Genomic DNA, 26,996 nt, shown 5'->3' with positions numbered 1-26,996 from the left:
AGGCAGAATATTTTCTTCTTGTCGGCGACGAGAGCAAGATCCCATGCTGATCGCGACATCAAACTGCCTCGAGACGGGCGGCGACATGGGTCACCTGCTCGGGTGGGACGGGCCGGCGCTCCTGGTGTTTCTTCCGGGTCAGCATCCCAGACGATCGCTGTTCAGGCAACTCGAGAAGGACTTCCTCGTTCTGGACTGCCTCGAGACACCGTCCAGCACATCCGCCCTGCTGATGGACATACTTTCGTTCCTGAAGGTGCATTTCGAGAACGAAAGCTGGCCACTGCTCTACATGGACCGCCCGTGCGAACCTGCCTTCGTCAAGGCCCAGGGCGAGTTGGGCCGTCGCCATCCGGGCGACCTGGAGGCCGCCTTCTCAAGCCAGGGGGCGCTCGCCACGCTGCGGTTGGGCGAGATGATCGCGACGAGCCCGGTGCTACGCGATGTCCTGTCGTTCATGTGCGAGAACCGGATCGAAGATCGTCAGATGGTCGACCTGCTCAACCTGTCCTTCTCCGGTGCGCGCGCATGACCGACCTCCTGGCGATTTGGCGCAAGCATGCGTCGGCGGCGAATGTTCTCCAGCGTCGCCCCGACTTCAGGTTCGATCCCGATTTCTACGGCCGGCAATGGCCCGATCTTGGCCAGGATCCCGAAGCCCTCAGGGCACACTACGAGCGGCACGGCAAGGCGAAGGGTGCGGCTCCGTCCCTCTACATTCGGGCCATTGCCGAGCGGCCGGACCTGACGGCAGTCGTCGACGGGCTGATCGTCGATCCCGACATCCGCCAGGCGATCGCGAGCGGCGACCCCGAGGCGCTTCACCTGGCCTTCGAGCTGATGCATCTCGGCCCGCCTGTCGACGCGCGCATCTCGGACTTCTCGCTCGAAGCCTATCTCGACACCTATCCTGATATCGGAAGCGCGGGCGTCGACGCACTGATCCACTACCTGGCCTATGGCGTGAAGGAAGGCCGCCAGACGCTGAAGCATCTGCTTGCTTCGCAGCATCACGGGCGTGGCGCCTACTCCGCGGACCGGCCGACCTGCCTGATCGGGACGCACGAACTCTCCCGCACGGGAGCGCCGATCGTCACCCTCGATCTGGTCCGCGAAGCCTCACGCACCCACAACGTCATCGTCGCATCGCTGAAGGACGGACCGCTGCTCGATTCGTTCCTCGAATATGCCTGCGAGGTGGTCATCGTCACGCGGCCGCTCGGCGATTTCCGCCACTACAGGGGCGAGGTGTTCTCAAGAATCGATTTCGCGATCGTCAATTCCGTCGAGGCCTGGTCGTTCATCCCGTTTCTCGTCGCGCAGGAGATACCTTTCGCATCATATGTGCATGAGTATGTACATTACGTGCTCCCTACCTACAAATCCACCTTCACAGGCCTGTTCGCCGACCTCGTGGTATTCTCATCGGAGCATGTGCGCGACAGCTGGGCGGGCCGGCTCAAGGACATCGAGTTCGACACTGCGCGCGATTCCACGATCGTGAGGCAGCGCAATTTCTCGACCGGCGGAGTGGACGCGCTGACGCTGGACGGAGCCCGGGCCCGGCTGTCGAATGTCATCGGGCGCGATCTTTCGAACGTGCGGCTGATCTGCGGAGCAGGGCACCTTCAATGGCGCAAGGGCACCGACATCTTCACGATGGTCGCGCAGATCTGCCGCGACCGCGATCCGAACACGGTGTTCGTCTGGATCGGCGACGGCCTCAACTTCGAGGACATCAGTTTCGGCGTCTGGATGAAGTATCATATGAAACAGGCCGGCGCCGACAAACATGGCGGCAACCTGTTCTTCCTTCCGGCAGGTCCCGCCTACCAGGATCTGATCGCGGCCTCGGACGCCATGCTCGTCTCCTCGCGGCTCGACCCGCTGCCGAATGTCGTTTTCGACGCACTCGATGCCGGCTGCCATATCGTGCAGTTCGAAGGTGCTTCGGGCTTTGGCGACAGTCTCTATGCCGAGACGGAGCATTTCACGTCGGTCGAATACGGCAATCCCTTGGCTGCGGCAGAGGCTATCCTGTCGCTACCGCGTAAGGCGGCAACGGCCGGCGTCGAATCCTTGCCGCCTCCTCGCCTCTTCGGCAGCATCCGCAAGGCGCTGGAAGCGCGGCTCGCCGCCCAGCGCTACTTCGTGCGCGGTGCGAGCCAGATCGACGTGCCGGTGCTTTATACGAGCGGCGATGGTGACCGCCCGCTGCGCGTTCGCGAACGCGAAAAGATGCTGCGCTACCGTCGGCGCTTCGTGTGGCGGGATCTCGCGGACGTCGAGGAGGAGCTGGCGAGTTCGGACAACTGGACGCACAAAAGACTCCGGCTTCTCCCCTACGAACAGGTCCCGCGGGTGCCCGAGACGGAATTCTCTATCCACGTGCACGCCTACTATACCGACGAACTGGGCGACGACCTGAAGCGTTACCGCGCATATCGCTTGGCGAAGCGTATCGTTTTCACCACCGATACAGAAAGGAAGGCGGATGAGATCCGCAGGATTGCCGCCTCCGAGGAGCTTTCTCCCGAGGTGGTGATCGTTCCCAATCGAGGTCGCGATATCCTGCCGTTCATGGAATTGTTCGCCGAAGGAGGGGCAGCTGGCGACGACGAGGTTTGGTGCCATCTCCACCAGAAGAAATCCCTGGCGACGGTTCGATCCGGCGATGTATGGCGGACGTTCCTGATGCGGATTCTGCTCGGCGACGAAAAGGAAATCTCCACTGCGATCAACTTGATCGGCCAGGACGGGATTGGGCTCGTCGCCCCGTTCGATCCTTACTTCATACCCTGGAACGCGTCGCGCGAGCTCCTGCCCCGGTTCGTAGATCGTCTTTCGGGTCCGTTGCCCGACAATCCGCTCCTGTTGCCGGTCGGAAATATGTTTTGGATACGTCGTTCCGTAGTTCTGGCCATGAGGGACTTGTTCGGGCACAACTACCCGTGGCCGAATGAGCCGATTCCGGACGACGGGACGGAGTTCCATCTGATCGAGCGACTCTGGCCCGCAGTGACCACCCAAGCTGGATTGGATTCAGTCTTCGTGCATAAACTGGATCAGAAGAGAGTTTAGTTGCCTAAAGTTATTTTTCATGTCGGCATGGGTAAGACTGGATCGACGACAATCCAGGCGGCTCTAGCCCAGAATGATCCTGCCCTTTTGAGGGCAGGGTATTTGTATCTCGGACAATGGCTGGATATCATACGTCCGGAGTTCGATCAGTTTCAAGGATTTCAGGCATTTCTTAAACAGAAAAAGGACGAATTTGAATTATGTGCGGACATATTTGTTCAAGAGATCAATAGAATTGGTCAAGAGAAAGGTGTTCAAAATTTCCTGATTTCGAACGAGCAATATTTAGAAAACATAGATAAGCTTGATGTCTTCTTTAAGCGGATAGAGAGGCATGTTGAGCTTAAGATTATAATTTTTGTTCGCCCTCCAGCAAGCTGGTTGCCTTCGGCTTACATTCAGTGGGGGGTGGTTCACAAGACGAATTTAGGGCCAGTCCGTTCCTTCTCCGTAAAGGCTCGCGAGCTTATTCGGCAATACGATTTTATCCGGCGCTGGCGCGAAATATTTGGATCTAACGTTAGTGTGGTTCTGCTGGACGACAACACCGATTCGGTTGCAGAATTTTCAAGATATCTCGGTGTCGATTTTCAATCTGCTTCCGGCAGGCAGCAGGTTCGCCCTTCATCGTCGGAGACTTTGCTCCGGGGTGCATGCAACAATACGCATCCGCAAATGGCGCTCCCAGATCTCTATAACGCCGTTTCTTCACGGGGTGTCCCTGCTGGAACTCCAAGGAGTTTGTCGAGTAAATTCTCTCATGTATTCGATGTGAGTGAGATTTCCCAAATCCTAGCGGAGAATAGTGAGACTATTTCTTATCTTGAGCGCGAGTTCGGGTTTAATCTTTCCAAGAATAGAGTTCAGCCGGAACAAGATTTTGATCTTTCAGAATTGACGGATCATATTCTGGGCACCATGATGGATCTGGTGTTTAGCCAGGCCCATCAGATCAAAAGACTGGCCGCTCGCGTTGAAAGTCTCGAGCGCCGCGACGAGCGCAAGTGAAATCAGTATGATCGCGTCACGAATGAATACGCTCATCGAAGGTTCTGCTCCTCCCCGCACCGCCCTTGTCGTCCTCGGCATGCATCGCTCCGGGACCTCTGCGATAGCTGGTGTGCTGGCGCATATGGGATCCGATCTGCCCAAGGAGTTGATGCCTCCTGGGGATGCGAATCCGAAGGGGTATTTCGAATCGATGAAGGCATATCGTCTGAACGACGATCTGCTCATGTCGGCAGGGTCCTCCTGGGACGATTCCGCAGCCTTCAATACCGAATGGTACGCGTCGCCGCGGTTCCCCGAGTATCGAGCGCGGGCGGCAAAGGTCATTGAGGAGGAGTTTGGCGGTTCCGGTTTCTTCGTCATGAAGGATCCACGGATGTGCCGCCTTCTGCCGTTCTGGCAACGGGTTCTGGCCGATCTGGATGTCGGGCCGCGCTATGTTTGCATTCATCGTCATCCCAAGGAAGTGGCCGCCTCGCTGACCCGCCGGGAAGGCTGGCCGGAGACGGTGGGTCTGCTGCTCTGGTTGCGTCACGCGCTCGAGGCGGAGGCCGGCAGCCGCGGGCAGTCGCGCGTCTTCGTCTCCTATGATGGTCTATTGTCGGACTGGCGCGCGACGGTGGCTCGTATCGGCGAGGGGCTGGGGTTGAGCTGGCCGCGCCATCCGGACAACGCGGCAAGCGATATCGAGGCGTTCCTCTCGGGCGAGCTGCGGCACTTCCGGGCTGCGGGCGAAACCATGCCGCGTCATTCCCTGGCCTTCGCATGGGTAGCGCGTGCCTATGAGGTGTTCGAGCGGTGGGCGGCGGACGGCGAGCAGGCGGCTGACTATGCCGAACTCGATGCCGTGAGAGCCGCGTTCGACGAGGCCTCGCCGCTGCTCGGAGTGATCGCACAAGAAACGCGAGGCCTGCAGGCAAAGCTGGCGAAGGCCGAGACGGCTCTGGCCACTGTGCGCGCCGAATCCATCGGGCACGCAGCCAATCACGCGACCGAACAGAGGAAACGCGGCGCTGCGGAGGCCCGGATCGCCGAGCTGGAAGGGCAATTCGGGGATAATGCGCTTGCCCGCAGCCAAGCCGAGCAAGCGCTCGTCGCACTGCAAGAGTCATTCGGGCACCAACAACGGGAACTGGATAGACTTCGCGGCCGCGCTAATGAGGATCAGACTAACATTGCGAATCTGTCGTCCAGTCTTGACGAGGTTGCTAGGGCGAAACAGCAGCTGGAAAGCGATCTCGCCCAGATGCGTAGCGCTTTCCTCCAGCGTGGTCACGAACTCGACGAGCTTCGTGATCAGACAGAACAGGACAAGGGAAAGATTGCGCGGCTGTCCGGCGAACTGGAAGCCGCGCGCGACGAGCTCGAACGCTTGGAGCAACGCCACGAACGCGATGCGAGGCATCTCGCTCAGATGGCACGTCAGCTTGCTCCGCTGATCCGCCAGGAACTCGGTGCTGTGCTCGACAGCAAGCGCGCGGAAGAGGTCGTGGCTCGTCTCGAGCGCGAGAAAGCCGCATTGGCGGTGTCGAAGACGTCGCTTGAGACGAGACTTTCAGTCCTGAGCGAGGAAATGGCGCGCGAGCGCATGGCTGCCGCGTCGCACGTTTCCGGCCTGACAGCGGAATTGGACAACCTTAAGCCGCTTGAGAAGAAGGTCGAAGAGATAAGCCTGGAACTCGACCGGAAAGCTGCAGCCTTGGAGACCATTGCGTCTGAAGTTAACCGCTTGGCAGCGGAACGGGATAACCTCAAGCCGCTGGAGAAGAAGGTCGAAGAGGTAAGCTCTGAACTCGACCGAAAGTCCGCGGCGCTCGAGGCTGTGACGACGGAAATCTCGGTGATCAGGACCGAACGGGACAGTCTCAAGCCGCTGGAGAAAAAGGCCGAAGAGGCAGGAAAGGCACTTGAACATAAGGCGGCCGAGCTGGAGGCCTTCAAGCAGGCCGTTGCCAGCAGCACGTCCTGGCGCCTGACGGCGCCACTGCGCGGTATTTCGCGATTGCTGAAAGGGCGATAGAGATCGCCATTTCTGGTTAGCCCCTATTCGACCGCTGTTATATTGGTTTGATGGCGCGACCTCACGTGGCCAGGATCCCACGGCGTCTTCAGCCCTTTCTCTTGCCTCGACTCCGCTTTCGGTCTATATCGGCCGCGATTTCCCATTCTTCGGTGGTTTGCCCACCGCCCGCGCTAGGGACGCGGGCGAACGAGAGGATTTTACCCATGGCCAACACGCTGCTCATGCCCAAGGCGACCGCCGTCTGGCTGGTCGACAACACGGCGCTCTCCTTCGACCAGATCGCCTTCTTCTGCCATCTCCACCCGCTCGAGGTTCGCGCCATCGCCGACGGCGAGGCCGCGCAAGGCATCAAGGGCATGGACCCGATCATGAACGGCCAGCTGACCCGCGACGAGATCAAGTGCGGCGAGACGGATCCGAACTATCGCCTCAAGCTCAACGAGCCCAAGGTGCGCGTGCCGGAAGCCAAGCGTCGCGGCGGCCGCTACACGCCGCTGTCGAAGCGCCAGGATCGGCCGAACGCGATCCTTTGGCTGGTGCGCAACCATCCCGAATTGAAGGACGCGCAGATTTCGCGTCTCGTCGGCACGACCAAGTCGACCATCGAGCAGATCCGCAACCGCACGCACTGGAACTCCGCCAGCCTGGCGCCGATGGACCCGGTGACGCTCGGCCTGTGCTCGCAGATCGACCTCGATCTCGAAGTGCAGCGCGCGTCCTCGGGTCGCGCACCGGCCGCGCCCGTCGGCGATACGCTGCTGCCCGCCGCGCTCACCGAGCGGATGCCGCTGGAGCAGGCGCCGAAGGACGAGGACGAGGAGCTCGACGCCTCCAAGGTCTTCGCCAAGCTGTCCTCGCTCAAGCGCCAGGACGCCGAAGACGACGAGGAATAGTCGGGCTCTCGCCAGCGCAATTGCACGCGCAGGCGAAGACTATCGCCGGCATTCTTCCGCGCTGCCCTGTTCGATTCCGCCTTTAACGGGGTTGCCGTAACGTCACATGTGCTGGTAACTCCCGTCGAGATCGAAACGTCGCGGGAGACATCATGAGACTTCGTTTTGCTTTGGCCGCAGGTCTTATGACCATGGCGGCGTCGGTCATACCATCCCTCGCTGCCGATCGTGCGATCGTCGTGCTCGACGCTTCCGGCTCGATGTGGGCGCAGATCGATGGTGTGCCACGCATTACGATTGCGCGACAGACGATCAAGGAGGTTCTCGGCCGCCTTCCCGCCGGTCTTGAGCTCGGCCTGATGGCATATGGCCACCGCGAGAAAGGCTCCTGCCAGGACATCGAGACTCTCGTTCCGCCAGCCGCTGGCTCGGCTGCCGCGATTTCGGCTGCCGTCGACAGGATCAATCCGAAGGGCAAGACGCCGCTCTCCGCCGCCGTGAAGCGCGCCGCCGAGGAACTGCGCTACACTGAGGAGAAGGCGACGGTGATCCTCGTCACCGACGGCATCGAGACATGCGACGCCGATCCATGCGCGCTGGCGAACGAGCTCGAAAAGGGTGGTGTCGGCTTCACCGCGCACGTCGTCGGCTTCGGCCTGACGGAGGAGGAAGGCCGCAAGGTCGCGTGTCTGGCCGAGAATACCGGCGGGATGTACGTCCAGGCCGGAGACGGCAATGCGCTCTCCGAGGCACTCGCGACGACCGTCGCCCAGGCATCACAGCCCGCGGCCAAGCCGACCCCCGCGCCGGCACCAGCCCCTGAGCCGGCTGCTCCGGAATACAATTTTGCGCCGGTCGTGATCATGGCCGAAGGCGAAGACCCGTTGCCGGGGAATGCCGGCAACGCCTGGGAGGTCTATCGCGCCAATGCCGACGGTTCGCGCGGCGAATACGTCTCGACCGACTACGGCAACAGCTGGAAGACGAGCCTGGAGCCCGGCAAATATGTCGTTGTCGCCCGTTACGGCGAGGCTGGCACGGAGCAGCCCGTCACGATAGAGGCCGGCAAGTTGACCGAGCCGCTTTTCGTGCTCAATGCCGGCACCCTGATCGTCCGGCCTTTGGCGATTCCCGGTGGCGAGCCCGTCGACGGCGCGGCCGTCAATCTGGTCTATCCCGGTGGCGAAACGACCACCTACGGGCAGGCCACGTTCATCACGCCGGCGGGAGAACAGAAGCTCAATGTCCGCATCGGTGCCGGCGAAGTCACCGAGACGGTCGTCGTCAATGCCGGTGACACCGTCACGAAGGATGTCGTCGTGGGTGTCGGCCGCGCGGTGACGAACGCGGCCTATGTGCCGGGCATGAAGGTCGAGGACGGCGGCCTGTTCCTTGAGATCCTCAAGGCGGCGAAAAAGCTGGACGGGTCGCGCGGGTCCGTCGTGTCCGCCTATGGTCCGGACAGCGCCCACGAGGTTCCGCCGGGCGACTATGTGCTGCACGCGCGGATCGGCGAAACCGATGCGGAGACCCCGTTCAGCGTCAAGGTCGGAGAAACCACGGATGTCGAAGTCGTGCTGAACGCCGGCGTGCTCGCTATCTCGGCGCCCGGCGCGCATTCCATCGAAATCCTGGGCGCGAAGAAGGACATCCAGGGCAAGCGCAAATCGTTCTCCTATTCCTATGGCGAGGAATTCCAGACAACGCTTCCGGCCGGCGATTACGTCGTCGTCGCGAGGCAGCTGAACGACGACGCCGGCAAGGAAGCCGAGGCCAAGGTCAGCGCGGGCGAACGGACGGAGACGGCAGTGGCATTGCCCTGACCGCGCTCAGGCGAAGCTGGCGCGGTCCTTCTCGACCAGTCCGGCGATGAAGGCCGACACCGCCTGCACGCGCCGCAGCGGCCTGACGCTCTCATGGTAGACCAGCCAGTAGGCGCGCCGGATCGGCGGCGCGATCGCCAGCGGCACGAGATCATCGAACGATTTTGCGATGAAGGTGTGCAGGATGCCGATCCCCGCGCCCGACCGCACCGCCGCCGTCTGGCCCAGCGCCGAGGAGATCTGGAAGCCGGCGTTCCAGCGCGGCGAGATCTCGGTGGCGTAGTCCAGGCTCGGGCTGATGACCAGATCGCCGACATAGCCGACCAGCCGGTGCTTGCCGAGGTCGTCGATCGTCGCCGGCACGCCCTGAGCGTCGAGATAGGCCTTCGAGGCATAGAGGCCGAGCGTGTAGTCGACAAGCTTGGCAGCGACCAGCCGGCCCTCCGTCGGCCGCTCCACGGTGATTGCGATGTCGGCCTCGCGGCGCGACAGCGAGAAGGAGCGCGGCACCGGCACGAGCTGTACCGAAAGCGTCGGGTGCTTCTGCGTCAGCTCGCCCAGCCGCGGCGCGAGATAGGCGACGCCGAAACCGTCCGGCGCGCCGATCCTGACCGTGCCGGAGACGTCGTTGCCCTCGCCGGCGATCTCGGCGCGGGCGGCGATCATGTCGCCTTCCATCCGCTCGGCCACCGCCAGGAAGTGCTCGCCGGCCGGCGTCAGCTCACTGCCCGTGGTCAGCCTGCGGAACAGCCGGGCGTTGAGGCTTTCCTCGAGCGCCGCGACGCGGCGCGAGACGGTCGCGTGGTTGAGACCAAGCCGCTTGGCCGCGCCGAGGATCTGTCCCGCGCGGGCCACGGCGAGGAAGATGCGCACGTCATCCCAGTTCATATCCCCTCCCGATATGCAAAGAATATAGATCAACCATAGTCGCTATTGAGACGGCGCACAACGGTTTCGACCTTGCTCGCGTTGCAATCCGGCTGCGCTGCGCCGATGATGGCAGCCACAGAAAATCCTCCAGGGAGTGAAACAGTGGCGATCCTCGGTCATTTCATCGGCGGCAAGCATGTCGCCTCCACCAGCGGACGCGTCGCGGACGTGCTGCAGCCGATGGACGGCTCGGTGCGCGGTCAGGTCGCGCTCGGCTCGGCCGCCGAGCTGCGCAAGGCGGTCGAAAACGCCAAGGCAGCCCAGGTGGGCTGGGCCGCGACCAATCCGCAGCGCCGCGTGCGCGTGCTGATGAAGTTCCTCGAACTGATGGCGCGCGAGAATGACGCGCTGGCCGAACTGCTCGCCCGCGAGCACGGCAAGACGATCGCCGACGCCAAGGGCGACATCCAGCGCGGCCTCGAGGTCATCGAGGTCTGCATCGGCGCGCCGCACCTGATGAAGGGCGAATATACCGACGGCGCAGGCCCCGGCATCGACGTCTATTCGATGCGCCAGCCGCTCGGCGTCGTCGCAGGCATCACCCCGTTCAACTTCCCGGCCATGATCCCGCTGTGGAAGATCGGTCCGGCGCTCGCCGCCGGAAACGCCTTCATCCTCAAGCCGTCCGAGCGCGACCCGGGCGTGCCGATGCGCATCGCCGAGATCTTCCTCGAGGCCGGCCTGCCGGAAGGCGTGCTCAACGTCGTCAACGGCGACAAGGAAGTGGTGGACGCGATCCTCGACGATCCCGACATCAAGGCGGTCGGCTTCGTCGGCTCGACCCCGATCGCGCAGTACATCTATTCGCGCGCCACGGCCAACGGCAAGCGCGCGCAGTGCTTCGGCGGCGCCAAGAACCACATGATCATCATGCCCGACGCCGACATGGACCAGACCGTCGACGCCCTCATCGGCGCCGGCTACGGCTCGGCCGGCGAGCGCTGCATGGCGATCTCGGTCGCCGTGCCTGTCGGCAAGGAGACCGCCGACCGCCTGATCGAGAAGCTCATCCCGCGGGTCGAGAGCCTCAAGGTCGGCCCGTCCACCGACAGCTCGGCCGATTTCGGCCCGCTGGTGACGAAGCAGGCGCTGGAGCGCGTCAAGGGCTATGTCGACGCCGGCGTCCAGGAAGGCGCCAAGCTGCTGGTCGACGGTCGCGGCTTCAAGATGCAGGGCTACGAGAACGGCTACTACATGGGCGGCTGCCTGTTCGACCACGTGACCGCCGACATGAAGATCTACAAGGAAGAGATCTTCGGGCCGGTGCTCTCGGTGGTGCGCGCCAACCGCTACGAGGACGCGATCAAGCTCGCCAACGACCATGAATACGGCAACGGCGTCGCGATCTTCACCCGCGACGGCGACGCGGCGCGCGACTTCGCCTCCCGCGTCCAGGTCGGCATGGTCGGCGTCAACGTGCCGATCCCGGTGCCGATCGCCTACTACACCTTCGGCGGCTGGAAGGCCTCGTCCTTCGGCGACCTCAACCAGCACGGCCCGGACGCCTTCCGCTTCTACACCAAGACCAAGACGATCACCTCGCGCTGGCCGAGCGGCGTCAAGGACGGCGCCGAGTTCGTCATCCCGACGATGAATTGATCTCCTCCCAAAGGCGATCCCGACTGAGGCGGCGCAGCGATGCGCCGCCTCTTTTTCGTGTCCAAGGGTCTGCCCGCGGATGCAGATTTGACAAAGTAGTGAAAATCACTACTTTTTGGCACATGAACAGGATCGTCACAGCCGCCGAGGCCAACCGGGACTTCTCCAAGCTGCTTAAGCGTGTGAAAGAGGGCGATACCGTCGTCATAACCAACCATGGGACGACGATCGCGACGCTTGCCCCCGCTGACGCGGACGATCTGGCCGCGAGGCAGAAAGCGCTTGATGCACTCGTTGAACGGCTTCAAAGCCAGCCCGTGAAAAATATCGGCAAGTGGACACGAGACGAGGCCAACGAGCGCTGAGGCCGTGCGGATCACATTCGATACGAATGTTCTCGTCTATGCAGAAGGCGCCAATGGTCCGGACTTGCGGCAGATCGCATTGTCGGTGATCAAGGGAACGCGGAACTCCCAACAGTTCGTCCCTATCCAGGTCTTGAGCGAGACCTTCAACGTTCTGACCAAGAAAGGCGGCTTTTCACGCCGCGAGGCCCAGGCAACCCTCCATGCTTGGTCACGGGTGTTTCATGTCCTTGCCACCACGATTGAAGATTTTGAGACAGCGAGCGAACTGTCGGCTAGTCATAACTTGCAAATCTACGACGCCATCATCCTCGCCGTGTCCGACGCGGCCGGCTGTCGCCTCCTGCTCTCCCAAGACATGCAGCACGGCTTCGAGTGGCGTGGCGTGACGGTGATCAACCCCTTCCTCGCCGAGCCACACCCGCTGCTGCGCCGCGCTCTCGGCAGCTGAGCGGCTAGACGGTCGGCACCGTGCCGCCGTCGATTACATATTCCGCGCCATGGATCGACGCGGCGCGGTCGGAGGCCAGGAAAGCCACCAGTTCCGCTACCTCCTCCGGCCATGCCGGACGACCGATCGGGATGCCGCCCAGCGCATCCATGATCCCTTGCCGCGCCGTCTGCTTGTCCGTCCCGGCGCTTTCGGCCAGGCGCGCCACCATGGCTTCGGATGCGGTCGTGTTGATCCAGCCTGGCGCGATGCTGTTGACCCTGACGCCCCTCGGGCCAAGCTCCTTCGACAGCGCCTTGCTGTAGGTGGACAGCGCCGCCTTGGCCGCGGCATAGGCCGTTGTCGATTCATGCAGCGGCAGACTGCGCTGGATCGACGAGATGTGGATCACGACGCCGGTGCCGCGCTTCGCCATCCCCGGTGCAAGCGCGCGATCGAGGCGCACGGCGGTCAAAAGGTTGAGGTTCAGTTCATCCTGCCAGAGAGCCTCCGTCAGCGCGGCGAAGCCTCCGCCCGGGCTTTTCGAGCCGCCAAGGCAGTGGACGATGATATCGACGCCGCCCATCTCGCGCAGGATCGTGGCGGCCATCTCCGCGGAACCGTCGATCGTGCTCAGGTCGGCCTGAACGAAGATCTCGGGCGAAACCCCTTCCGGCGGCGTCGAGCGCGCGCCGGTGGCAATCCGCGCGCCCGCCGCCGAGAAGCGTCGCACGATCGCCGCGCCGGCGCCCTTCGTACCTCCCGTCACCAGCACGCGCTTGCCGGCGAATTCGTCGGCAAGGATCGGAAAATGCGGCGCTGCGGTCATGCGCCGATCTCCAGCCCGGCGATGCGCTCATGCGCCAGCGAGAACCTGTAGCGCAGCGTCGCCGGGCTGCCTGGAAAATCGCCCGCGACGAGCGCCGAGACCTTCCAGTTCTGTCCGTCCAGGTGGGCCCCGGTCGGCTCGACGGTGACGCGGTATTTCCTGGTCGTCTCCTCCATCCACGCCCGGATCGCAGCGTGGCCGGTGTAGGTCCGGCTCTCGTCCCGAACGATCGCGTCCACAGCGAATGGCGCGAGCATCGTGTCGATGTCATGTCTGTTCTTGGCGGCGAAATAATCTTCGAGCGGCCGCGGCAGATCGATGGTCATGGTCTCTACTCCTTGTCTGCCGGCCTCTGAAACTCGCCGGCTGCTTGCCTCTCCGCCTAGATGCGGCTAGGCTCTCGAAATGACAAGAACCGACCAAAAAGTAGGCTACTTACCAGAAAGTGAGCATGAGCCGCTCACGCCGACGACCGCCGCCAGCGGCGTCGAGAACGCGTTGCGGATACTCGAAGGTCGCTGGAAGCTGGTGATCCTGTTCCATCTCTTCGGCGGCAAGGTTCTGCGTTTCTCCGAACTGGAGCGCGCTATTCCTGCCATTTCGCAGAAGATGCTGATCCAGCAATTGCGGCAGATGGAAACCGATGGAATCGTGCGTCGGATCGTTCATCATCAGGTGCCGCCAAAGGTCGAGTATTGTCTGACGGACTGGGGCCAGGCGCTGTGTCCGGCGCTCGATGCCCTGTTGAAATGGGCGGCCGAACGTCGGGATTCCTGATCGCGACCTGACGGCTTGTCTTCGCCGTTCGTTACGCTTTGCAAGTTTTCGTGATGGAACGTGGAAACGTTCGCCTGCTTGAGTTCACGGAACCAGAAATCGGCGAATGAGGAGTTCGGTCATGTCCCGTCTCGCCCCTTTGATCGGCGCTCTCGCGCTCACCTGCAGCTTCGCCGCCGTGGCGCAGACCCCGGCGCAGACCCCGGCGCAGTATGTCGCCTCCCAGGCAGGGCCGTCCGACCCGTCCGTCCAGGTCGTTCCGGACGCCACCGTGCCGGACCAGTCCGCCGAGATCTCCAATTGCGGGCCTCGCGACGAGATCGTCGCCCAGCTCGGCTCCGTCTTCCAAGAGGCGCCGAGCGGCATGGGCATGATCGATCCGACCGCCGTGGTAGAAGTGTTCGTCTCCAACGCCGGCACCTTCACCATCCTTGCCAGCGGCACCGACGGCAACAGCTGCATCCTCGCCAGCGGCGAGGGCTGGGACGCCGCGGTCACCACCCCGGTCGGCGACGATACCTGATCCTGAAGTGGGCGCGCTATCGCGCGGCCTCTTCCGCATAGGATCGCAGCAGCGCCATCAACCGGTCGGACTCCGCGGCCGCCTCGTCGCCGTCGCCTTCGAGAACCGCCTTGATCAGGGTCATGTGCCTGTCCGCCGCGGCAGACAGGCCGCTTTCGGCCTGGTATCGATACCAGAAGCGGCGGCTGTGGATCTGCAAGGGCTCCGCGACCATTGCGGCATAGGGATTGTCGGAGGCATCTGCCATTGCCTCGTCCAGCGCCTTGTCCGCCTGGAGGAAGGCCAGCACGTTGCCGGCCACCACGGCCTTGCGCATAGCCAGCAGCGCGTCGTGGAAGCGCTGCGCCGTCTCACGCGTCGCGTGCCGCGCGGCGGCGCGCGCCAGCACCGCCTCGACGCCACGGCGAGCATCGATGATTTTCACCCAGTCTGACGCGTGCAGCGGCGTGACCGCCAGCCCGGCCCGGGCGCGAACCTCCAGCAATCCTTCCCAGGCCAGCCGCTGGATCGCCTCGCGCACCGGCGTGCGGCCGAGCCCGATCCGCTCGATCAGCGCGCCCTCCGTGGTCACGCTGCCGGGGGAGAGCTCGAGCGTGACGATCATCCGCTCCAGCGCCCGGTAGGCGCGCCTCGTCGCGCTCTCCTGCATCACGTCGGCCATATATCTGCGGACTCCGTTAGATATATTCTTGATATATCAGCTTCGGAAAGCGATTGACAACCTGCTGCCCAATCTCATATATCAGTAATATATCACAAGGAGATCAATCATGTGGGCCGGCGTTTTCCCAGCTGTCACGACCAAGTTCACCCCTGACGACCGTCTCGATCATGCCGAGATGGAGCGCTGCTTCGGCCTGCAGATGGATGCCGGCTGCGACGGCATCATCGTCTGCGGCTCGCTCGGCGAGGGCCCGATGCTCAGCCATGACGAGAAGCTTGAAGTCTTTGCGACAGCGCGAAAGATAGCCGGCAAAAAGCCGGTCCTGCTCACCGTCAACGAGGCCGGCACCCGTGAGGCGGCTTCGCTCGCCAGGCGCGCGGCGCAGGCGGGCGCCGACGGGCTGATGGTCGTGCCGTCGCCGATCTACCACACCAATCCGGAAGAAACGGTCGCCGCGCTCAAGGCGGTGGCGGCTGCCGGCGACCTGCCGGTGATGATCTATTCCAACCGGCTTGCCTACCGTGTCGACGTGACTCTTCCCATCATGGAAGAGCTCGCCGCCGACGCCCGTTTCGTTGCGGTCAAGGAAAGCTCCGACGACATCCGCCGCTCGACCGACATCATCAATGCCTTCGGCGATCGGTTCGACCTGTTCACCGGCGTCGACAACCTCGCCTTCGAGGCGCTGTCGGTCGGCGCCATCGGCTGGGTGGCGGGTCTCGTCACCGCCTTCCCGCGCGAGACGGTCGCAATCTACCAGCTGATGAAGCAGGGCCGCCGCGAAGAGGCGTTGTCGATCTACCGCTGGTTCCGCCCGCTGCTCGACCTCGACGTCTCGACCTATCTCGTCCAGAACATCAAGCTGGCGGAAGTTCACGCCATCGGCACCAACGACCGTGTGCGCATGCCACGCCTGCCGCTGTCGGGCGAGCGCCGCGCCACCACGGAGAAGATCATCACCGACGCGCTCGCCATGCGCCCGGCGCTCCCGTCGTTCTGATCGATCTGGGAGCGGGATCAACGGCGCGAGGCCCGACGCCCCCGCCGTCATCGCCGACGAACATGCTGTCAACGCCCAACGAGATCGAACGTATCGCCCGCATGGCGCGGGCGATCCTGGAGCCCATCTGGTGCCGGTGGCACCTGCTGGACTCCGGCACGGTGCCGCCGATCCCTTCGCTGAACACCTGCGGCCGCTCCAGCCTCTTTCTCGAACGGGCGCTGCGCGACGGCGGCATCGATGCCAGCGTCTGCCGCGGCGTGCCGCAGGACGGCCTGGAGCTGGGCTTCTTCGACGGCGCGTCGTGGCGGGCGCACAGCTGGGTCGAGGCCGAAGGCCGGATCATCGACATCACCGCCGACCAGTTCGGCGCTCCACCGGTCGTCATCGTTCCGCATCCGGAACGGCGTTATCGCGGCGGGGGAAGGGATACCGCCGCGCCCGAGGCGATTGCCCGGCGGCATCGTCTCGTTGACGAGATCTGGCCGCTCTGGCTGGCGCTTGCCTCGGCGAAAGGCCGCTCCTGAGGCGCAGCCTGCCGGAATCTCCTTCCATCCCGGCCGCCGTCGCATTATCCGGACTGTGATGTCCCGCTTCGCCGCGCTCCTCTCCTGGCTCGCCTTTCCTGTCTATGTCTGGCAGGGCTTGGGCGTGCGCCGCCGCACGCCGCGCATGCTGCCGGCGTCCGGGCCGGTGCGTCATCGCATCGACGGCGCCGAGCCGGAGATCCGGCTCCTGGTGCTCGGCGATTCCTCCGCCGCCTCGGTCGGCATCGAAAGTTCGGAGCAGGGCATCGCCGCCGAGCTCGCCCGCCTGCTCTCCGCGCGCACCGGCCGCGCCGTCGTCTGGCGCGCGGCGGGTTTCAATTCGGCGACGTCCGGCCAGATCCGCGACCATGTCCTGCCCAATCTCGCGCCGGAGCCGTGGACCCATATCGTGCTCTCCATTGGCACCAACGACGCGAAGAATTTCCATTCCGCGCCGCGCTTCAAGCGCGAGTTCGGCGGTCTGCTCTACGCGTTGCGCGCCAAGTGGCCCGAGGCCCGCGTGATCTGGTCGCCGGTGGTTGAGATGACGCGCGTGCCGGCGCTGCCGCTGCTGCTCGGAAAGATCCTCGAAATCCGCGCCGGCGTCATCAATGCCAAAGGCGAGGCGTTGTGCTACGAGCGCGGCGCGATCCCGGCGACCCGCCTGCCGATCCTCGACCCCGCCGCCGGCTTCTCTACCGACGGCTTCCATGCCTCCGCTGCCGGCTATGCCGCCTGGGCTGAGCATCTGCTGCCGATGGTGCTTGGAGAGGGGTGAGGCCGCCGCTCAGGCGAGATCGGTCAGCGCGAAGTCGCCGCCCTTGTAGAGCAGCTTCAACCCTCGCCGCTTCGCGCAGGCATAGGACAGACAGTCGGCAAGGTTCAGCCGCGCGGGGGGGCGCCTTCCCTTGCCGTAATGAGCGAAGGCACCGATTGCGAGACTGGTGTCCTCCGCCTCGATCGGCAGCACCTGGACCTTGAACACCGCGAGCAGCGACGCGATGGTTGCCTCGACATCCCGCGGCTCCGTGGCCAGAAGCGTGGTCAGTCGCATCGTGGCTTCCAGGATGACAAGGGGCGACGTCACGCCTGCCCCGTATGCGCCTATCCGGTCGATCCACTCATGATGATCTTCCTCCCGGGCGACGATGGCGACGAGCACCGACGTGTCGAGGAAGATCATTCATGGCCCCACATCTCGTCGATCTCGTCCTTGGTCATGTCACGGCCGCGGCCCGGTGAGAGTCGGTGAAGCTCGTCGACAATCAGTGCGACCTGCTCCTGAAACGAAGGTTCCTCCGCCTTCCGCCCAAGCTCGTTCTCCAGTGCCGAGATCACCGCTTCGGTCATGGTCGTCTTGTCCCGCTCGGCGAGACGCCTGGCGAGTTCGTGGGCGCGCTTGTCACGGATCTGAAGGTTCATGCGTTGTCCTTTTGATCTGTCATGACAGAATATCGCATTTGTCATGACAAGGATAGCGCGGACGGATTTGGCGCCGGTTTCCCGATCGAAAACACGAATGTCAGCCCGGACCGGGTTACAGGCGCTGGCCATATGTCGCCACTGCCCACACCCTCACTGCCCCGTATGGCTCAGCAGCACCGTCGCCCCGATCGCCACCAGCGCGGCGACGGCGATCTTCCACACGTCGCGCCGCTGCTTCAGCCCCGGCAGTCCGAGCGGGCGGACGAGGTGCAGCGCCATCATGGCAAGGATCAGAAGGGCGAGGACTTTGGACAATGCGAAACCGTTGTGCGGCGATTTGCTCCTTTTGAACAGCTCCGAACGCCCGAGTCTAGACGATGGTCAGGTGGACGAGCCGCGCTTCGAGGGTCTAGAACGCTGCCACGCATCTGAGGGAGGCATTGATGGCGTCGACATATCGCGAGGTCTATGCGCGCTGGGAGAAGGATCCGGAAGGATTCTGGGCCGAGGCTGCAACGGCCATCGACTGGGTCTCGCCGCCGAAGCGCATCTTCGATCCGAAGGCCGGCGTCTACGGCCGCTGGTTCCCGGATGCGGTCGGCAACATGTGCCACAACGCCGTCGACCGGCATGTCGCCTCCGGCCGCGCCGATCAGCTCGCGCTCGTCCATGACAGCGCCATTACCGGCACCACGGCCTCCTTCACCTATGCCGAACTTCTGACCGAGGTCACGGCGCTTGCGGCGGTGCTGAAGGACAACGGCATCGGCAAGGGCGATCGCGTCATCATCTACATGCCGATGGTGCCGGAAGCCGCCTTCGCCATGCTCGCCTGTGCCCGGCTTGGCGCGATCCACTCGGTGGTGTTCGGCGGCTTCGCGGCCAAGGAGCTCGCCACCCGCATCGACGACTGCACGCCGAAGGCCATCATCGCCGCCTCCTGCGGCCTCGAGCCCGGCCGCACCGTCGCCTACAAGCCGCTGCTCGACGGCGCGATCGACATGGCGGCGCACAAGCCGGACTTCTGCCTCGTCCTGCAGCGGCCGCAGCTCGCCGCCGCGATGACCGAAGGCCGCGACTTCGACTATGCCACGCTCGTTGCTGCCGCCCGCGGCCGCGCCGTGCCCTGCGAGCCAATGCTCGCCACCGACCCGCTCTACATTCTCTACACCTCCGGCACGACCGGCCAGCCCAAGGGGGTGGTGCGCGACACCGGTGGCCACATGGTCGCGCTCGAATGGTCGATGTGGAACGAGTTCGGCGTCAAGCCGGGCGAGGTGTTCTGGGCGGCCTCCGATGTCGGCTGGGTCGTCGGCCACTCCTACATCGTCTACGCGCCGCTGCTGCACGGCTGCACAACCATCTTGTTCGAGGGCAAGCCGGTCGGCACACCCGACGCCGGCACCTTCTGGCGGGTGATTGCGGAGCACGGCGTCGTCTCGCTGTTCACGGCGCCCACCGCCTTCCGCGCCATCAAGGGCCAGGACCCGAACGGCGAGTTCATCGGCAAGTATGACCTGTCGAAGTTCCGCACCCTCTTTCTCGCTGGCGAGCGCGGCGATCCGCCGACGATCGAATGGGCGCAGACACATCTCGGCGTCCCGGTCATCGACCACTGGTGGCAGACCGAGACCGGCTCGCCGATCAGCCAGAACCCGGTCGGGCTCGGCATGCTGCCGGTCAAGCTCGGTTCGCCGGGCGTGGCGATGCCGGGCTACAAGATGGAGGTGCTGGACGATGCCGGCCACGCCGTTCCGGCGGGCACGCTCGGCAACGTGCTGGTCAAGCTGCCGCTGCCTCCGGGCTGCCTGCCGACGCTGTGGAATGCGGACGAGCGCTTCTTCAACGCCTATCTCGCGGAGTTCCCGGGCTACTACAAGACCGCCGACGCCGGCTATCTCGACGCGGACGGCTACCTGTTCATCATGGCCCGCACCGACGACATCATCAACGTCGCCGGCCATCGTCTGTCGACCGGCGCGATGGAGGAGGTGGTGGCCTCGCATCCCGATGTCGCCGAATGCGCCGTCATCGGCGTCGCCGACGAGATGAAGGGCCAGCTGCCGCTCGGCTTCGTGGTGCTCTCGGCCGGCGTGAAGCGCGATCCGCACGAGATCGAAAAGGAGATCGTGGCCCTGGTGCGCGACCGCATCGGCCCGGTCGCGGCCTTCCGCACCGCCGTGTCGGTGAAGCGCCTGCCCAAGACGCGCTCCGGCAAGATCCTGCGCGGCACGATGCAGAAGATCGCCGACGGCGAAAGCTGGAACATGCCGGCCACCATCGACGACCCGGCCATTCTGAGCGAGATCGGCGAAGCGCTGAAGGGCAAGACTATCCTGTAGGCGTCAGACCGCCGTACCTACCACCGCGCCGATGCCGGCGGTCAGCGCCATCGCGAAGGCACCCCAGAAGGTGACGCGGACGGTGGCGCGCAGCACGTCCGCGCCGCCAGCCCTAGCCCCGAGCGCACCGAGAAGCGCGAGGAAGAGCAGTGATGCCCCGGACACCGTCGCGACCAGCAGCGAAGCCGGCGCGACGACGACCATGAGCAGCGGCAGCGCCGCTCCGACCGCGAAGGTCGCGGCCGAGGTCAGCGCCGCCTGGATCGGCCGCGCCGTCGTCATATCTGAAATGCCGAGCTCGTCATGGGCATGGGCGCCGAGTGCGTCCCTGGCCGTGAGCTGGTCCGCCACTTGTAGCGCGAGCTCCGGTGCGACCCCACGCTTGACGTAGATGTCCGCGAGCTCCTGCCGTTCGAACTCCGGTTGTGTCTTGAGTTCCGCCCTCTCGCGATCGAGATCGGCCCGCTCCGTATCCGACTGCGAGCTGACCGACACATATTCCCCGGCCGCCATCGACATGGCGCCCGCCACCAGACCTGCGACGCCCGCCACCAGCACCTCGGACGTGCTGGCGGAGGCAGACGCGACGCCGACGATGAGGCTCGCGGTCGAGACGATGCCGTCATTAGCGCCCAGCACGGCGGCCCGCAGCCATCCGATCCGCGAGACGAGATGGTTTTCGGCGTGCAGTCGGCTCATGATGGATTGTCCTGGCGGATTGTTTGCCGGAACGATATCACAAACAGCTGCGCCCAACTTGATCTGACGCAAGGCTGCACGCCCGCCATTGCTCCGGCTCCAAACCCCGTCATGTCACCACGATCCCAGCAGCGCCCGGCGCCGGCCTTCGCCTGACGCGAGTCCGCACTGGCCCTGGCGCCGCCCGTCGCGCCGTGTGACGGAAATTGCCGCGTGTCGTCCCGTGCTACCGAAACGGCTGGCTCCGGATCGTCTCACATGTCATGACTGGCGGCCCAGACCTCGACGAGCGCCCACTTGAGGCCGGCCACCTTCGGCCGGTTGCGCTCGCTGGCGTTGAAGGTGGCATAGCATTCACCGCCCTCGGCGAGGTCGGACAGAGCCGCGGCCAGCCATTCGTTGCCAAGGCGACCGGCGCGGGCGAGGCATTTGCCGAACAGGCACGCCGTCTCCTCCGCCTCCTCGCTCATGACGACGTCCGTCATCCACTGCGGCGGCTCCTCGTAGCGCGCGACGGGCTGCATCCCTTCGATCCCGGCGAGACGGGCGACCTCGTCGGCGGTCGCCTGCGCCTCTTCGACGTCCACCGCCTCGACGACGATGCGCCATAGTATGTTGAAGCGCGCCACGTCGGTCCGATCCCCTACTTCCTTGCCGCCACCGGGGCCGACCCCGTGACGATCCGGTAACTTTCGAGTTCCTCGCGCGAGAAATAGTAGAGCTGGCGCGGCGGCGTATCGAGCGCGTGCAGCCACATCGCCGGGTCGACGTCGAGTTCGGCGAGCAACCGCGTGATCCGCGCCGTCGTCGCCTGCGCATCCGACATTGCCTGCGCCGGGGCCAGTCCCTCGGTCGAGCCGGCTGAATAGAACTGATGGACGCCGATGGCCGCCTTCTCGCCCGCCCGCCGCGTCGCACCGCCGGCGAAGACCAGCGGGCAGGACGAGGCGCAGAGCGCGCCGTCGGCCACTTCGGTGCCGAGCTCCTTGTCGCGGATCAGCCGCGCCATCGCCATCGCGTCGTCGAGTGAGCCGCCCGGCGAGTTGAGTGCCACCGTCGTCACATATTCGCCCCGCGCCGCGATCTCCTCTGCGAATCGAGTGGCTGCGCCCGGATCGATCGTTCCCTCCGCCGCAAGCACCCCTCCGGCGCCGAGCGTGAAGCGCATCGCGCCCTTCAGCCGATCCTCGTCCACAGTGAGAAACTGTCGGGGATCGACGCCCGTTTCGGCCGGGTCGGATGTCTCTACCGCCGGCGGCAGGATCGGCTGGTCGGGCGACGGCGCGATCGCCTGCGGCGGGAACAGCCCGCCATTGCGCTCGACCAGCTCGGACAGGTCCAGCGCCAGCACACCGATCGTGCCGATCAGCATGCCGCGGAACGCCCAGCGGATCACCTCGCCCTCGTCGAAGCGCGAGAGATAGCGCCAGACAAGGCCGCCGACCTTTTGCCTGATCGTCACGGAGGTTGCCGGATCACCGTTCATGTCTCGCTGCGCTTCCTTTCGTTAAGGGTCAGCGGCGTCACGTTTTCGGGTGGCGCCGGCCTCGCCTCCTGCTCTGGCGCAGGCTCGGTCCTGGCAGCCGCGTCGCTTGCGGCCAACTCCGCCCTGGCCCGCGCCTTGGCCAGCAATGAATCCTGGATTTCCAGCGCCCTCAGCACGTCTCCGGCCGACAGCCGGTCCACGTCGGTCATCGTCTCCTCGCTGCGCCGGATGGCGCTATAGACGACCGCCATTATGCCAACGAGTGCTGCCGGCAGGAGGTCGATCGAGATCGCGCCCGCCCAACTCGGGATGAACTGGTCCCAGTAGCGGATCACCGCCTCGGCCGAAGTGAGTGGCACGTAGCGGCGTTCCTCGACCTTCGGCTGCGCCATGATCTCTTCCGCGGCCGCCGCCAGCGCCGTCGACTGCTGCGCCACCGAGGCGCGCACGGTCGCGATCACCGCGTCCTGCCGTCCGGCAAGGTCGGTCGTCGACCCGTCCGCCACCGGCGCGATGAAGCCGGCCGAAAGATCGGCGGCCGCTCGCGCCACCGATGGCGCGATCGACGTCCGTTCGAGCGATGCGATGACACCGGCCAGCGCCACCGACTCCTTGGCGAAGTCGTCCGACCGTTCGGCGATCGCGCCGGGGGCCGAGACGAGGCCACGCATCGTCGCCAGATGCGCCTGACCCTGCTCGAACAGGGTCTGCACGCTCTCGCGTGAGGCCGAGATCGTTGCCTCCAGCTCGCGCATCTGCGCCGACATCTGGCTCAAGAGCTGCACGACGCTGCCCGAGCCCGTGGTGCCGGTCAGCGCGCCGGAGGTGCGCTCATCCTCGGCCAGCCGGTTGAAGCGCTCCGCTGCCCGCTGGATGTCGGGGACGAGCGACAACGCGCCGATCGCGTTGGAGTTCGCCTGGTCGAGGTCTTCGGTATAGCCCTGCAGCGTCACCGCGAGGTGCTGCTCGACCGCCGCGGAACCGGCAAGTGCGGCGGCGTTGAGCCAAGAGGACATCGCGATGATCATCAGCGAACCGAGCGCCATCATCGCGAGCATCGAGAGCCGAGACGCGCCTTCGCGAAGCTCCGGCAGGAAGCGGATCATGTAGGTCCAGAACCCGTACATCCCGACCGACACGGAGACGGAGTAGATGACCGCTGCGAAGAACACCATCGTCGCCGACCCGTCGAGCAGCGAGCGCACGCCGAGATAAGTGTAGACACCGGACGCCAGCGCCAGCGTTGCCAGCACCAGGCGCGTCATCGTCTCCAGAGAGGCGACGTGGTTGCGCAGCGTGCGTGCGTTGGCGGCGTTGGTCATGACTCGATCCCGTTTCGTTCAGAGAGCGGTGACAAGTTGGACGAATTGAAGGCCGGACGGCTAGTCCAAACGCTGGCTCCCCATCCGGGCAGGGTCTATAACCTGCCCACATCCCGATCCGGAGCCCTTCATGTCGCTTGAACGCAAGATCGCCATCATCACCGGTGCTGCCGGCGGCATAGGTTATGCCATCGCGGAGCGCTTCCTGCGCGGCAAGGCGAGCGTGGTGATCGCCGACATAGATGCCGAGAAGGGCGAGAAGGCGGCGCAGGATCTCGGAAAACTCGGCGAGGTCCGCTTCATCCGTGCCGATGTCGGTAACCGGCTCGACGCGCACAATCTCGTCGCCGCGACGCTCGAGGCCTATGGCGACATTGACGTGCTGGTCAACAATGCCGGCATCGTCCACGGCGCTGGTTTTCTCGATCTGAGGGAGGAGGATTTCGACCGCGTCCTGCGCGTCAATCTCAAGGGCGCCTTCCTCGTCGGCCAGGCGGTGGCGCGAGTAATGGTCGACAAGGTCAAGGCCGGCGGAGCGCCCGGCGCGATCGTCAACATGTCGTCGATCAACTCCGTGGTGGCCATCGCCGACCAGGTTCCCTATTCGGTCTCCAAGGGCGGGGTGAACCAGCTCACGCGGGTGATGGCGCTGTCGCTTGCGCCCTACGGCATCCGCGTCAACGCGATCGGCCCGGGCTCGATCATGACCGAGATGCTCGCCTCGGTGAACGCCGATCCGGCCGCGAAGAACCGCATCCTGTCGCGCACGCCGCTCGGCCGCGTCGGCCAGCCGTCGGAGATCGCCGCAATCGCCGCATTCCTCGCGTCGGACGACGCGTCCTACATCACCGGCCAGACGATCTACGCCGACGGCGGCCGGCTGCCGCTCAACTATACGGTTCCCGTCGCCGACAAGAAATGACCGCGAAGCCGCCTGCCTCCTGACGCAAGGCTGTCGGGAGCATCCTGTCATTCTCTCCTCCCAACCGAGAGAGGAGAGAATCATGTCCTTCGCTTCCAATTTTCGCTCGTCACTCACGCGTTTCGTCGCCCATCGGCGCGAAATCCGCGCCGCCGTCCGCACCGAGCGCATCTTGGGCGCGCTGCCCACGCATCTGCGCAAGGATGTCGGCTGGCCGGACCTGTGGAACGGTCCGCACCGCACCCGCCGATGACAAGAGATGTCGGGAGAGGACGAGACCCTCCTGACAAAATGTTGTCAGGAGGGTCGTGCGATGGTGAGATGTCGAAACGAGAGGATCTCATCATGGGCACCCAAGTTCCCCAGCACGCCGTCGTGTGGTTCGAAATACCGGTCACTGACCAGGAGCGGGCCAAGGCATTCTATTCCGCCGTCACCGGCAATCCGCTCTTCGACGAGGAGGGCGGCCCGAACCCGATGGCACGCTTCGCCGCGGCCAGCGACAGCTCTGTCGCCGGCCACATCTATCCCGGCAAGCCCGCGACGGCCGGAACCGGCCCGACTATCCATCTCGCCGTCGACGACGTCGAGGCGGCGATGGGCCGCGTCACGGCCAATGGCGGCACGGTCGTCTCGCCGGTGATCTCGATCCCCGCCGGGCGCTTTGCCTATTGCCTGGATCCGGACGGCAACTCCATCGGCGTGTTCTCGGCCTGATGCGACGCGCGGACCGCCTTTTCCAGATCGTCCAGCACCTGCGCGGTGGCCGCCTGGTCACGGCGCAGATGCTCGGCGAGCGGCTGGAAGTGTCGGAGCGGACGATCTATCGCGACATCGCCGACCTGCAGTCGACCGGCGTGCCGATCGACGGCGAGGCCGGCGTCGGCTACATCATGCGCGAAGGCTACGACCTGCCGCCGCTGATGTTCACCCGCGACGAGATCGTCGCGCTCGTGGCCGGCGCACGGATGGTGCAGGCCTTCGGCGGCGCGGCGATGGCGCGGGCTGCGGCGGAATCGCTGATCAAGATCGGCGCTGTCCTGCCGGCCGGCGAAAAGGACCGCATCCGCCGCACCGAAATCCACATGCCCGACTATGTGATGAGCAACGCCGTGCGGACCGCGGTCGACCTCGCCGAGCGCGCGGTCGAGGAGCGGCAGGTGCTTTCGCTCGACTATCGCGACGAGCAGGGACGCCCGACCCAGCGCGACGTGCGGCCGCTTGGGCTCTGGTTCTGGGGCAGGGTGTGGACGCTCGTCGCCTGGTGCGAGCTTCGCGACGATTTCCGCGCCTTCCGTATCGACCGCGTTGCCGGCGTGACACCGACCGGCCGCACCTTCCGCCACGAGCGCGGCAAGACGCTGGCTGACTTCTACCGCCGCATGGAAGTCCGCGAATCCGACGCCTGCGTCGCCTGAGCTTCAGGCGCCGCAGGCGCCTCGGTCTCGCGCAAAATCCCTCCCCTGGGTGATGGACACGCGCCGAGTGTTATGTTTGACTGAATATATCGCTCAGGCAGATCACGGGAAACATCCAATGGTATCGCGTCTCTCTTTCCTTGCGGGCGCTGCCGCCCTTGCGGCTTCGGTCCTCGCATCGACGGCTTCGTTCGCGCAGGACAAGGTGACGGTGTTCGCCGCCGCGAGCCTCAAGAACGCGCTGGACGCGGTCAACACGGCCTGCGAGGCGGATGTCGGCGAGGCGACGATCTCCTACGCCGCCAGTTCGGCATTGGCCAAGCAGATCGAGGGCGGAGCGCCGGCCGATATCTTCGTGTCTGCCGATCTCGACTGGATGGCTTATCTGTCGGAGAAGAACCTGACGAAGAAGGACACCGAGGTGAAGCTGCTCGGTAACAGCATCGTCCTCGTCGCCCCGGCGGATTCCACGGCCGCGACCGATATCAAGGAGAATTTCGACCTCGCCGGCCTCCTCGGCGACGGAAAGCTCGCCATGGCGAACGTGGACTCGGTGCCAGCCGGCAAATACGGCAAGGCGGCGCTGGAGAAGCTCGGCGTCTGGGGCTCGGTCGAGGGCAAGGTCGCGCAGGCTGAGAACGTGCGCGCCGCACTCGCGCTGGTCTCGACCGGCGAGGCGCCGCTCGGAATAGTCTACAAGACCGACGCCGCCGCCGACAGGAAGGTGAAGATCGTCGGCGCCTTCCCCGAGGGATCGCATGCGCCGATCGTCTATCCGGCGGCCATCACCGCCGAGTCCAATGACGCCGACGCGGCCGCGTTCCTGAAGTGCATGCAGTCCGCCAAGGCGAAGACGCTTTTCGAGGAGCAGGGTTTCACGGTATTGAGCCCCGTCGCATCGAACTGACGG

Annotated in this window: 31 protein-coding genes; 20 read left to right on the top strand and 11 right to left on the bottom strand. The window is 64.7% G+C overall.

The genetic code is table 11. From position 1 onward, the window contains the following. Positions 1-43: 43 nt before the first annotated feature. The 6 genes from B9Z03_RS27665 to B9Z03_RS27640 all read left to right on the top strand — a co-directional run bounded on the left by B9Z03_RS27665 (position 44) and on the right by B9Z03_RS27640 (position 8,828). Complete coding sequence (locus B9Z03_RS27665; protein ID WP_085467183.1) at positions 44-532, top strand: hypothetical protein; 489 nt, start codon at positions 44-46, stop codon at positions 530-532. After that, complete coding sequence (locus tag B9Z03_RS27660; RefSeq protein WP_085467182.1) at positions 529-3,081, top strand: rhamnan synthesis F family protein; 2,553 nt, start codon at positions 529-531, stop codon at positions 3,079-3,081. Before B9Z03_RS27665 ends, B9Z03_RS27660 begins: the two co-directional genes overlap by 4 nt. Next, positions 3,082-4,089 (top strand): hypothetical protein, encoded by a 1,008-nt coding sequence (locus tag B9Z03_RS29635; RefSeq protein ID WP_139832416.1) that lies wholly within the window; start codon positions 3,082-3,084, stop codon positions 4,087-4,089. Positions 4,090-4,111: 22 nt separating this feature from the next. Beyond that, positions 4,112-6,109: a sulfotransferase gene (locus B9Z03_RS27650; protein WP_139832415.1), complete on the top strand. Its 1,998-nt coding sequence runs from the start codon at positions 4,112-4,114 to the stop codon at positions 6,107-6,109. Positions 6,110-6,315: 206 nt separating this feature from the next. After that, entirely contained in the window at positions 6,316-7,005 is a 690-nt protein-coding gene (locus B9Z03_RS27645) for a DUF1013 domain-containing protein (protein ID WP_085467179.1), read from the top strand. 152 nt (positions 7,006-7,157) lie between these two features. After that, a complete protein-coding gene (locus tag B9Z03_RS27640; protein WP_085467178.1) occupies positions 7,158-8,828 on the top strand; it encodes a vWA domain-containing protein in 1,671 nt (556 codons plus the stop codon). A gap of 6 nt (positions 8,829-8,834) precedes the next feature. Here the strand turns inward: B9Z03_RS27640 and B9Z03_RS27635 are convergent, their stop codons facing one another. Next, on the bottom strand, positions 8,835-9,716 hold the full coding sequence (locus B9Z03_RS27635; RefSeq protein ID WP_085467177.1) for a LysR family transcriptional regulator: 882 nt from the start codon (positions 9,714-9,716) through the stop codon (positions 8,835-8,837). Between the two features lie 144 nt (positions 9,717-9,860). Here B9Z03_RS27635 and B9Z03_RS27630 point away from each other — a divergent pair, with 144 nt between their 5' ends. The 3 genes from B9Z03_RS27630 (at position 9,861) to B9Z03_RS27620 (ending at position 12,173) form a co-directional block, all read left to right on the top strand. Further along, the gene (locus B9Z03_RS27630) at positions 9,861-11,357 is read left to right on the top strand and encodes a CoA-acylating methylmalonate-semialdehyde dehydrogenase (protein ID WP_139832414.1); all 1,497 of its coding nucleotides are present in this window, start codon (positions 9,861-9,863) and stop codon (positions 11,355-11,357) included. A 122-nt stretch (positions 11,358-11,479) separates the two neighbouring features. Beyond that, positions 11,480-11,722, top strand: a complete 243-nt coding sequence (locus B9Z03_RS27625) for a type II toxin-antitoxin system Phd/YefM family antitoxin (RefSeq protein ID WP_085467176.1) — start codon at positions 11,480-11,482, stop codon at positions 11,720-11,722. Between the two features lie 4 nt (positions 11,723-11,726). Then, positions 11,727-12,173 (top strand): PIN domain-containing protein, encoded by a 447-nt coding sequence (locus B9Z03_RS27620; RefSeq protein WP_085467175.1) that lies wholly within the window; start codon positions 11,727-11,729, stop codon positions 12,171-12,173. 4 nt (positions 12,174-12,177) lie between these two features. Here B9Z03_RS27620 and B9Z03_RS27615 read toward each other — a convergent pair whose 3' ends face one another. Beyond that, complete coding sequence (locus tag B9Z03_RS27615; RefSeq protein WP_085467174.1) at positions 12,178-12,981, bottom strand: SDR family oxidoreductase; 804 nt, start codon at positions 12,979-12,981, stop codon at positions 12,178-12,180. Further along, positions 12,978-13,307: a nuclear transport factor 2 family protein gene (locus B9Z03_RS27610; RefSeq protein WP_085467173.1), complete on the bottom strand. Its 330-nt coding sequence runs from the start codon at positions 13,305-13,307 to the stop codon at positions 12,978-12,980. Before B9Z03_RS27610 ends, B9Z03_RS27615 begins: the two co-directional genes overlap by 4 nt. Positions 13,308-13,386: 79 nt before the next feature. Here B9Z03_RS27610 and B9Z03_RS27605 point away from each other — a divergent pair, with 79 nt between their 5' ends. Together B9Z03_RS27605 and B9Z03_RS27600 are read left to right on the top strand one after the other, a co-directional pair. Beyond that, a complete protein-coding gene (locus B9Z03_RS27605; protein WP_085467172.1) occupies positions 13,387-13,758 on the top strand; it encodes a winged helix-turn-helix transcriptional regulator in 372 nt (123 codons plus the stop codon). Positions 13,759-13,879: 121 nt separating this feature from the next. Beyond that, positions 13,880-14,281 (top strand): hypothetical protein, encoded by a 402-nt coding sequence (locus tag B9Z03_RS27600; RefSeq protein WP_139832413.1) that lies wholly within the window; start codon positions 13,880-13,882, stop codon positions 14,279-14,281. Between the two features lie 16 nt (positions 14,282-14,297). Here B9Z03_RS27600 and B9Z03_RS27595 read toward each other — a convergent pair whose 3' ends face one another. After that, the gene (locus B9Z03_RS27595) at positions 14,298-14,942 is read right to left on the bottom strand and encodes a GntR family transcriptional regulator (protein WP_244561864.1); all 645 of its coding nucleotides are present in this window, start codon (positions 14,940-14,942) and stop codon (positions 14,298-14,300) included. Positions 14,943-15,051: 109 nt separating this feature from the next. Here B9Z03_RS27595 and B9Z03_RS27590 point away from each other — a divergent pair, with 109 nt between their 5' ends. The 3 genes from B9Z03_RS27590 to B9Z03_RS27580 all read left to right on the top strand — a co-directional run bounded on the left by B9Z03_RS27590 (position 15,052) and on the right by B9Z03_RS27580 (position 17,250). Further along, positions 15,052-15,945, top strand: a complete 894-nt coding sequence (locus B9Z03_RS27590; protein ID WP_085467170.1) for a dihydrodipicolinate synthase family protein — start codon at positions 15,052-15,054, stop codon at positions 15,943-15,945. 62 nt (positions 15,946-16,007) lie between these two features. Further along, entirely contained in the window at positions 16,008-16,472 is a 465-nt protein-coding gene (locus B9Z03_RS27585) for a lasso peptide biosynthesis protein (RefSeq protein WP_085467169.1), read from the top strand. 58 nt (positions 16,473-16,530) lie between these two features. Then, entirely contained in the window at positions 16,531-17,250 is a 720-nt protein-coding gene (locus tag B9Z03_RS27580; protein WP_085467168.1) for an SGNH/GDSL hydrolase family protein, read from the top strand. A 9-nt stretch (positions 17,251-17,259) separates the two neighbouring features. Here B9Z03_RS27580 and B9Z03_RS27575 read toward each other — a convergent pair whose 3' ends face one another. The 3 genes from B9Z03_RS27575 to B9Z03_RS29630 form a co-directional block, all read right to left on the bottom strand. Further along, on the bottom strand, positions 17,260-17,655 hold the full coding sequence (locus B9Z03_RS27575; protein ID WP_244561863.1) for a type II toxin-antitoxin system VapC family toxin: 396 nt from the start codon (positions 17,653-17,655) through the stop codon (positions 17,260-17,262). Further along, positions 17,652-17,894 carry a type II toxin-antitoxin system VapB family antitoxin gene (locus tag B9Z03_RS27570; RefSeq protein WP_085467167.1) on the bottom strand — a complete coding sequence of 81 codons (243 nt, stop codon included), beginning with the start codon at positions 17,892-17,894 and terminating at the stop codon, positions 17,652-17,654. Before B9Z03_RS27570 ends, B9Z03_RS27575 begins: the two co-directional genes overlap by 4 nt. A gap of 153 nt (positions 17,895-18,047) precedes the next feature. Then, the gene (locus tag B9Z03_RS29630) at positions 18,048-18,212 is read right to left on the bottom strand and encodes a hypothetical protein (RefSeq protein WP_176247662.1); all 165 of its coding nucleotides are present in this window, start codon (positions 18,210-18,212) and stop codon (positions 18,048-18,050) included. A gap of 128 nt (positions 18,213-18,340) precedes the next feature. Here B9Z03_RS29630 and B9Z03_RS27565 point away from each other — a divergent pair, with 128 nt between their 5' ends. Next, positions 18,341-20,239 (top strand): propionyl-CoA synthetase, encoded by a 1,899-nt coding sequence (locus B9Z03_RS27565; protein WP_085467166.1) that lies wholly within the window; start codon positions 18,341-18,343, stop codon positions 20,237-20,239. Between the two features lie 3 nt (positions 20,240-20,242). Here the strand turns inward: B9Z03_RS27565 and B9Z03_RS27560 are convergent, their stop codons facing one another. The 4 genes from B9Z03_RS27560 to B9Z03_RS27545 form a co-directional block, all read right to left on the bottom strand. Beyond that, positions 20,243-20,938 (bottom strand): VIT1/CCC1 transporter family protein, encoded by a 696-nt coding sequence (locus B9Z03_RS27560; protein WP_085467165.1) that lies wholly within the window; start codon positions 20,936-20,938, stop codon positions 20,243-20,245. Positions 20,939-21,192: 254 nt separating this feature from the next. Next, positions 21,193-21,567, bottom strand: coding sequence for a hypothetical protein (locus tag B9Z03_RS27555; protein ID WP_085467164.1), 375 nt, complete (start codon positions 21,565-21,567; stop codon positions 21,193-21,195). A 14-nt stretch (positions 21,568-21,581) separates the two neighbouring features. Continuing rightward, positions 21,582-22,424, bottom strand: coding sequence for a COG3904 family protein (locus tag B9Z03_RS27550; RefSeq protein ID WP_085467163.1), 843 nt, complete (start codon positions 22,422-22,424; stop codon positions 21,582-21,584). Next, complete coding sequence (locus tag B9Z03_RS27545; protein WP_085467162.1) at positions 22,421-23,746, bottom strand: hypothetical protein; 1,326 nt, start codon at positions 23,744-23,746, stop codon at positions 22,421-22,423. The genes B9Z03_RS27550 and B9Z03_RS27545 overlap by 4 nt, the downstream gene beginning before the upstream one ends. Positions 23,747-23,876: 130 nt before the next feature. Here B9Z03_RS27545 and B9Z03_RS27540 point away from each other — a divergent pair, with 130 nt between their 5' ends. The 5 genes from B9Z03_RS27540 to modA all read left to right on the top strand — a co-directional run bounded on the left by B9Z03_RS27540 (position 23,877) and on the right by modA (position 26,993). Beyond that, complete coding sequence (locus B9Z03_RS27540; RefSeq protein WP_085467161.1) at positions 23,877-24,668, top strand: SDR family NAD(P)-dependent oxidoreductase; 792 nt, start codon at positions 23,877-23,879, stop codon at positions 24,666-24,668. A gap of 82 nt (positions 24,669-24,750) precedes the next feature. Further along, positions 24,751-24,921, top strand: coding sequence for a hypothetical protein (locus B9Z03_RS29970; protein WP_176247661.1), 171 nt, complete (start codon positions 24,751-24,753; stop codon positions 24,919-24,921). A 92-nt stretch (positions 24,922-25,013) separates the two neighbouring features. After that, a complete protein-coding gene (locus B9Z03_RS27535) occupies positions 25,014-25,385 on the top strand; it encodes a VOC family protein (protein ID WP_085467896.1) in 372 nt (123 codons plus the stop codon). Further along, positions 25,385-26,086 (top strand): helix-turn-helix transcriptional regulator, encoded by a 702-nt coding sequence (locus B9Z03_RS27530; protein ID WP_085467160.1) that lies wholly within the window; start codon positions 25,385-25,387, stop codon positions 26,084-26,086. The genes B9Z03_RS27535 and B9Z03_RS27530 overlap by 1 nt, the downstream gene beginning before the upstream one ends. Before the next feature lie 118 nt (positions 26,087-26,204). Next, positions 26,205-26,993, top strand: coding sequence for a molybdate ABC transporter substrate-binding protein (gene modA / locus B9Z03_RS27525; protein WP_085467159.1), 789 nt, complete (start codon positions 26,205-26,207; stop codon positions 26,991-26,993). Positions 26,994-26,996: the final 3 nt, after the last annotated feature.

The sequence above is a fragment of the Mesorhizobium australicum genome, from assembly GCF_900177325.1.
GTDB lineage: Bacteria > Pseudomonadota > Alphaproteobacteria > Rhizobiales > Rhizobiaceae > Mesorhizobium_A > Mesorhizobium_A australicum_A.
The sequence above is the reverse complement of the archived record's forward strand: the minus strand, read 5'-3'. Positions and strand labels throughout refer to the sequence as shown.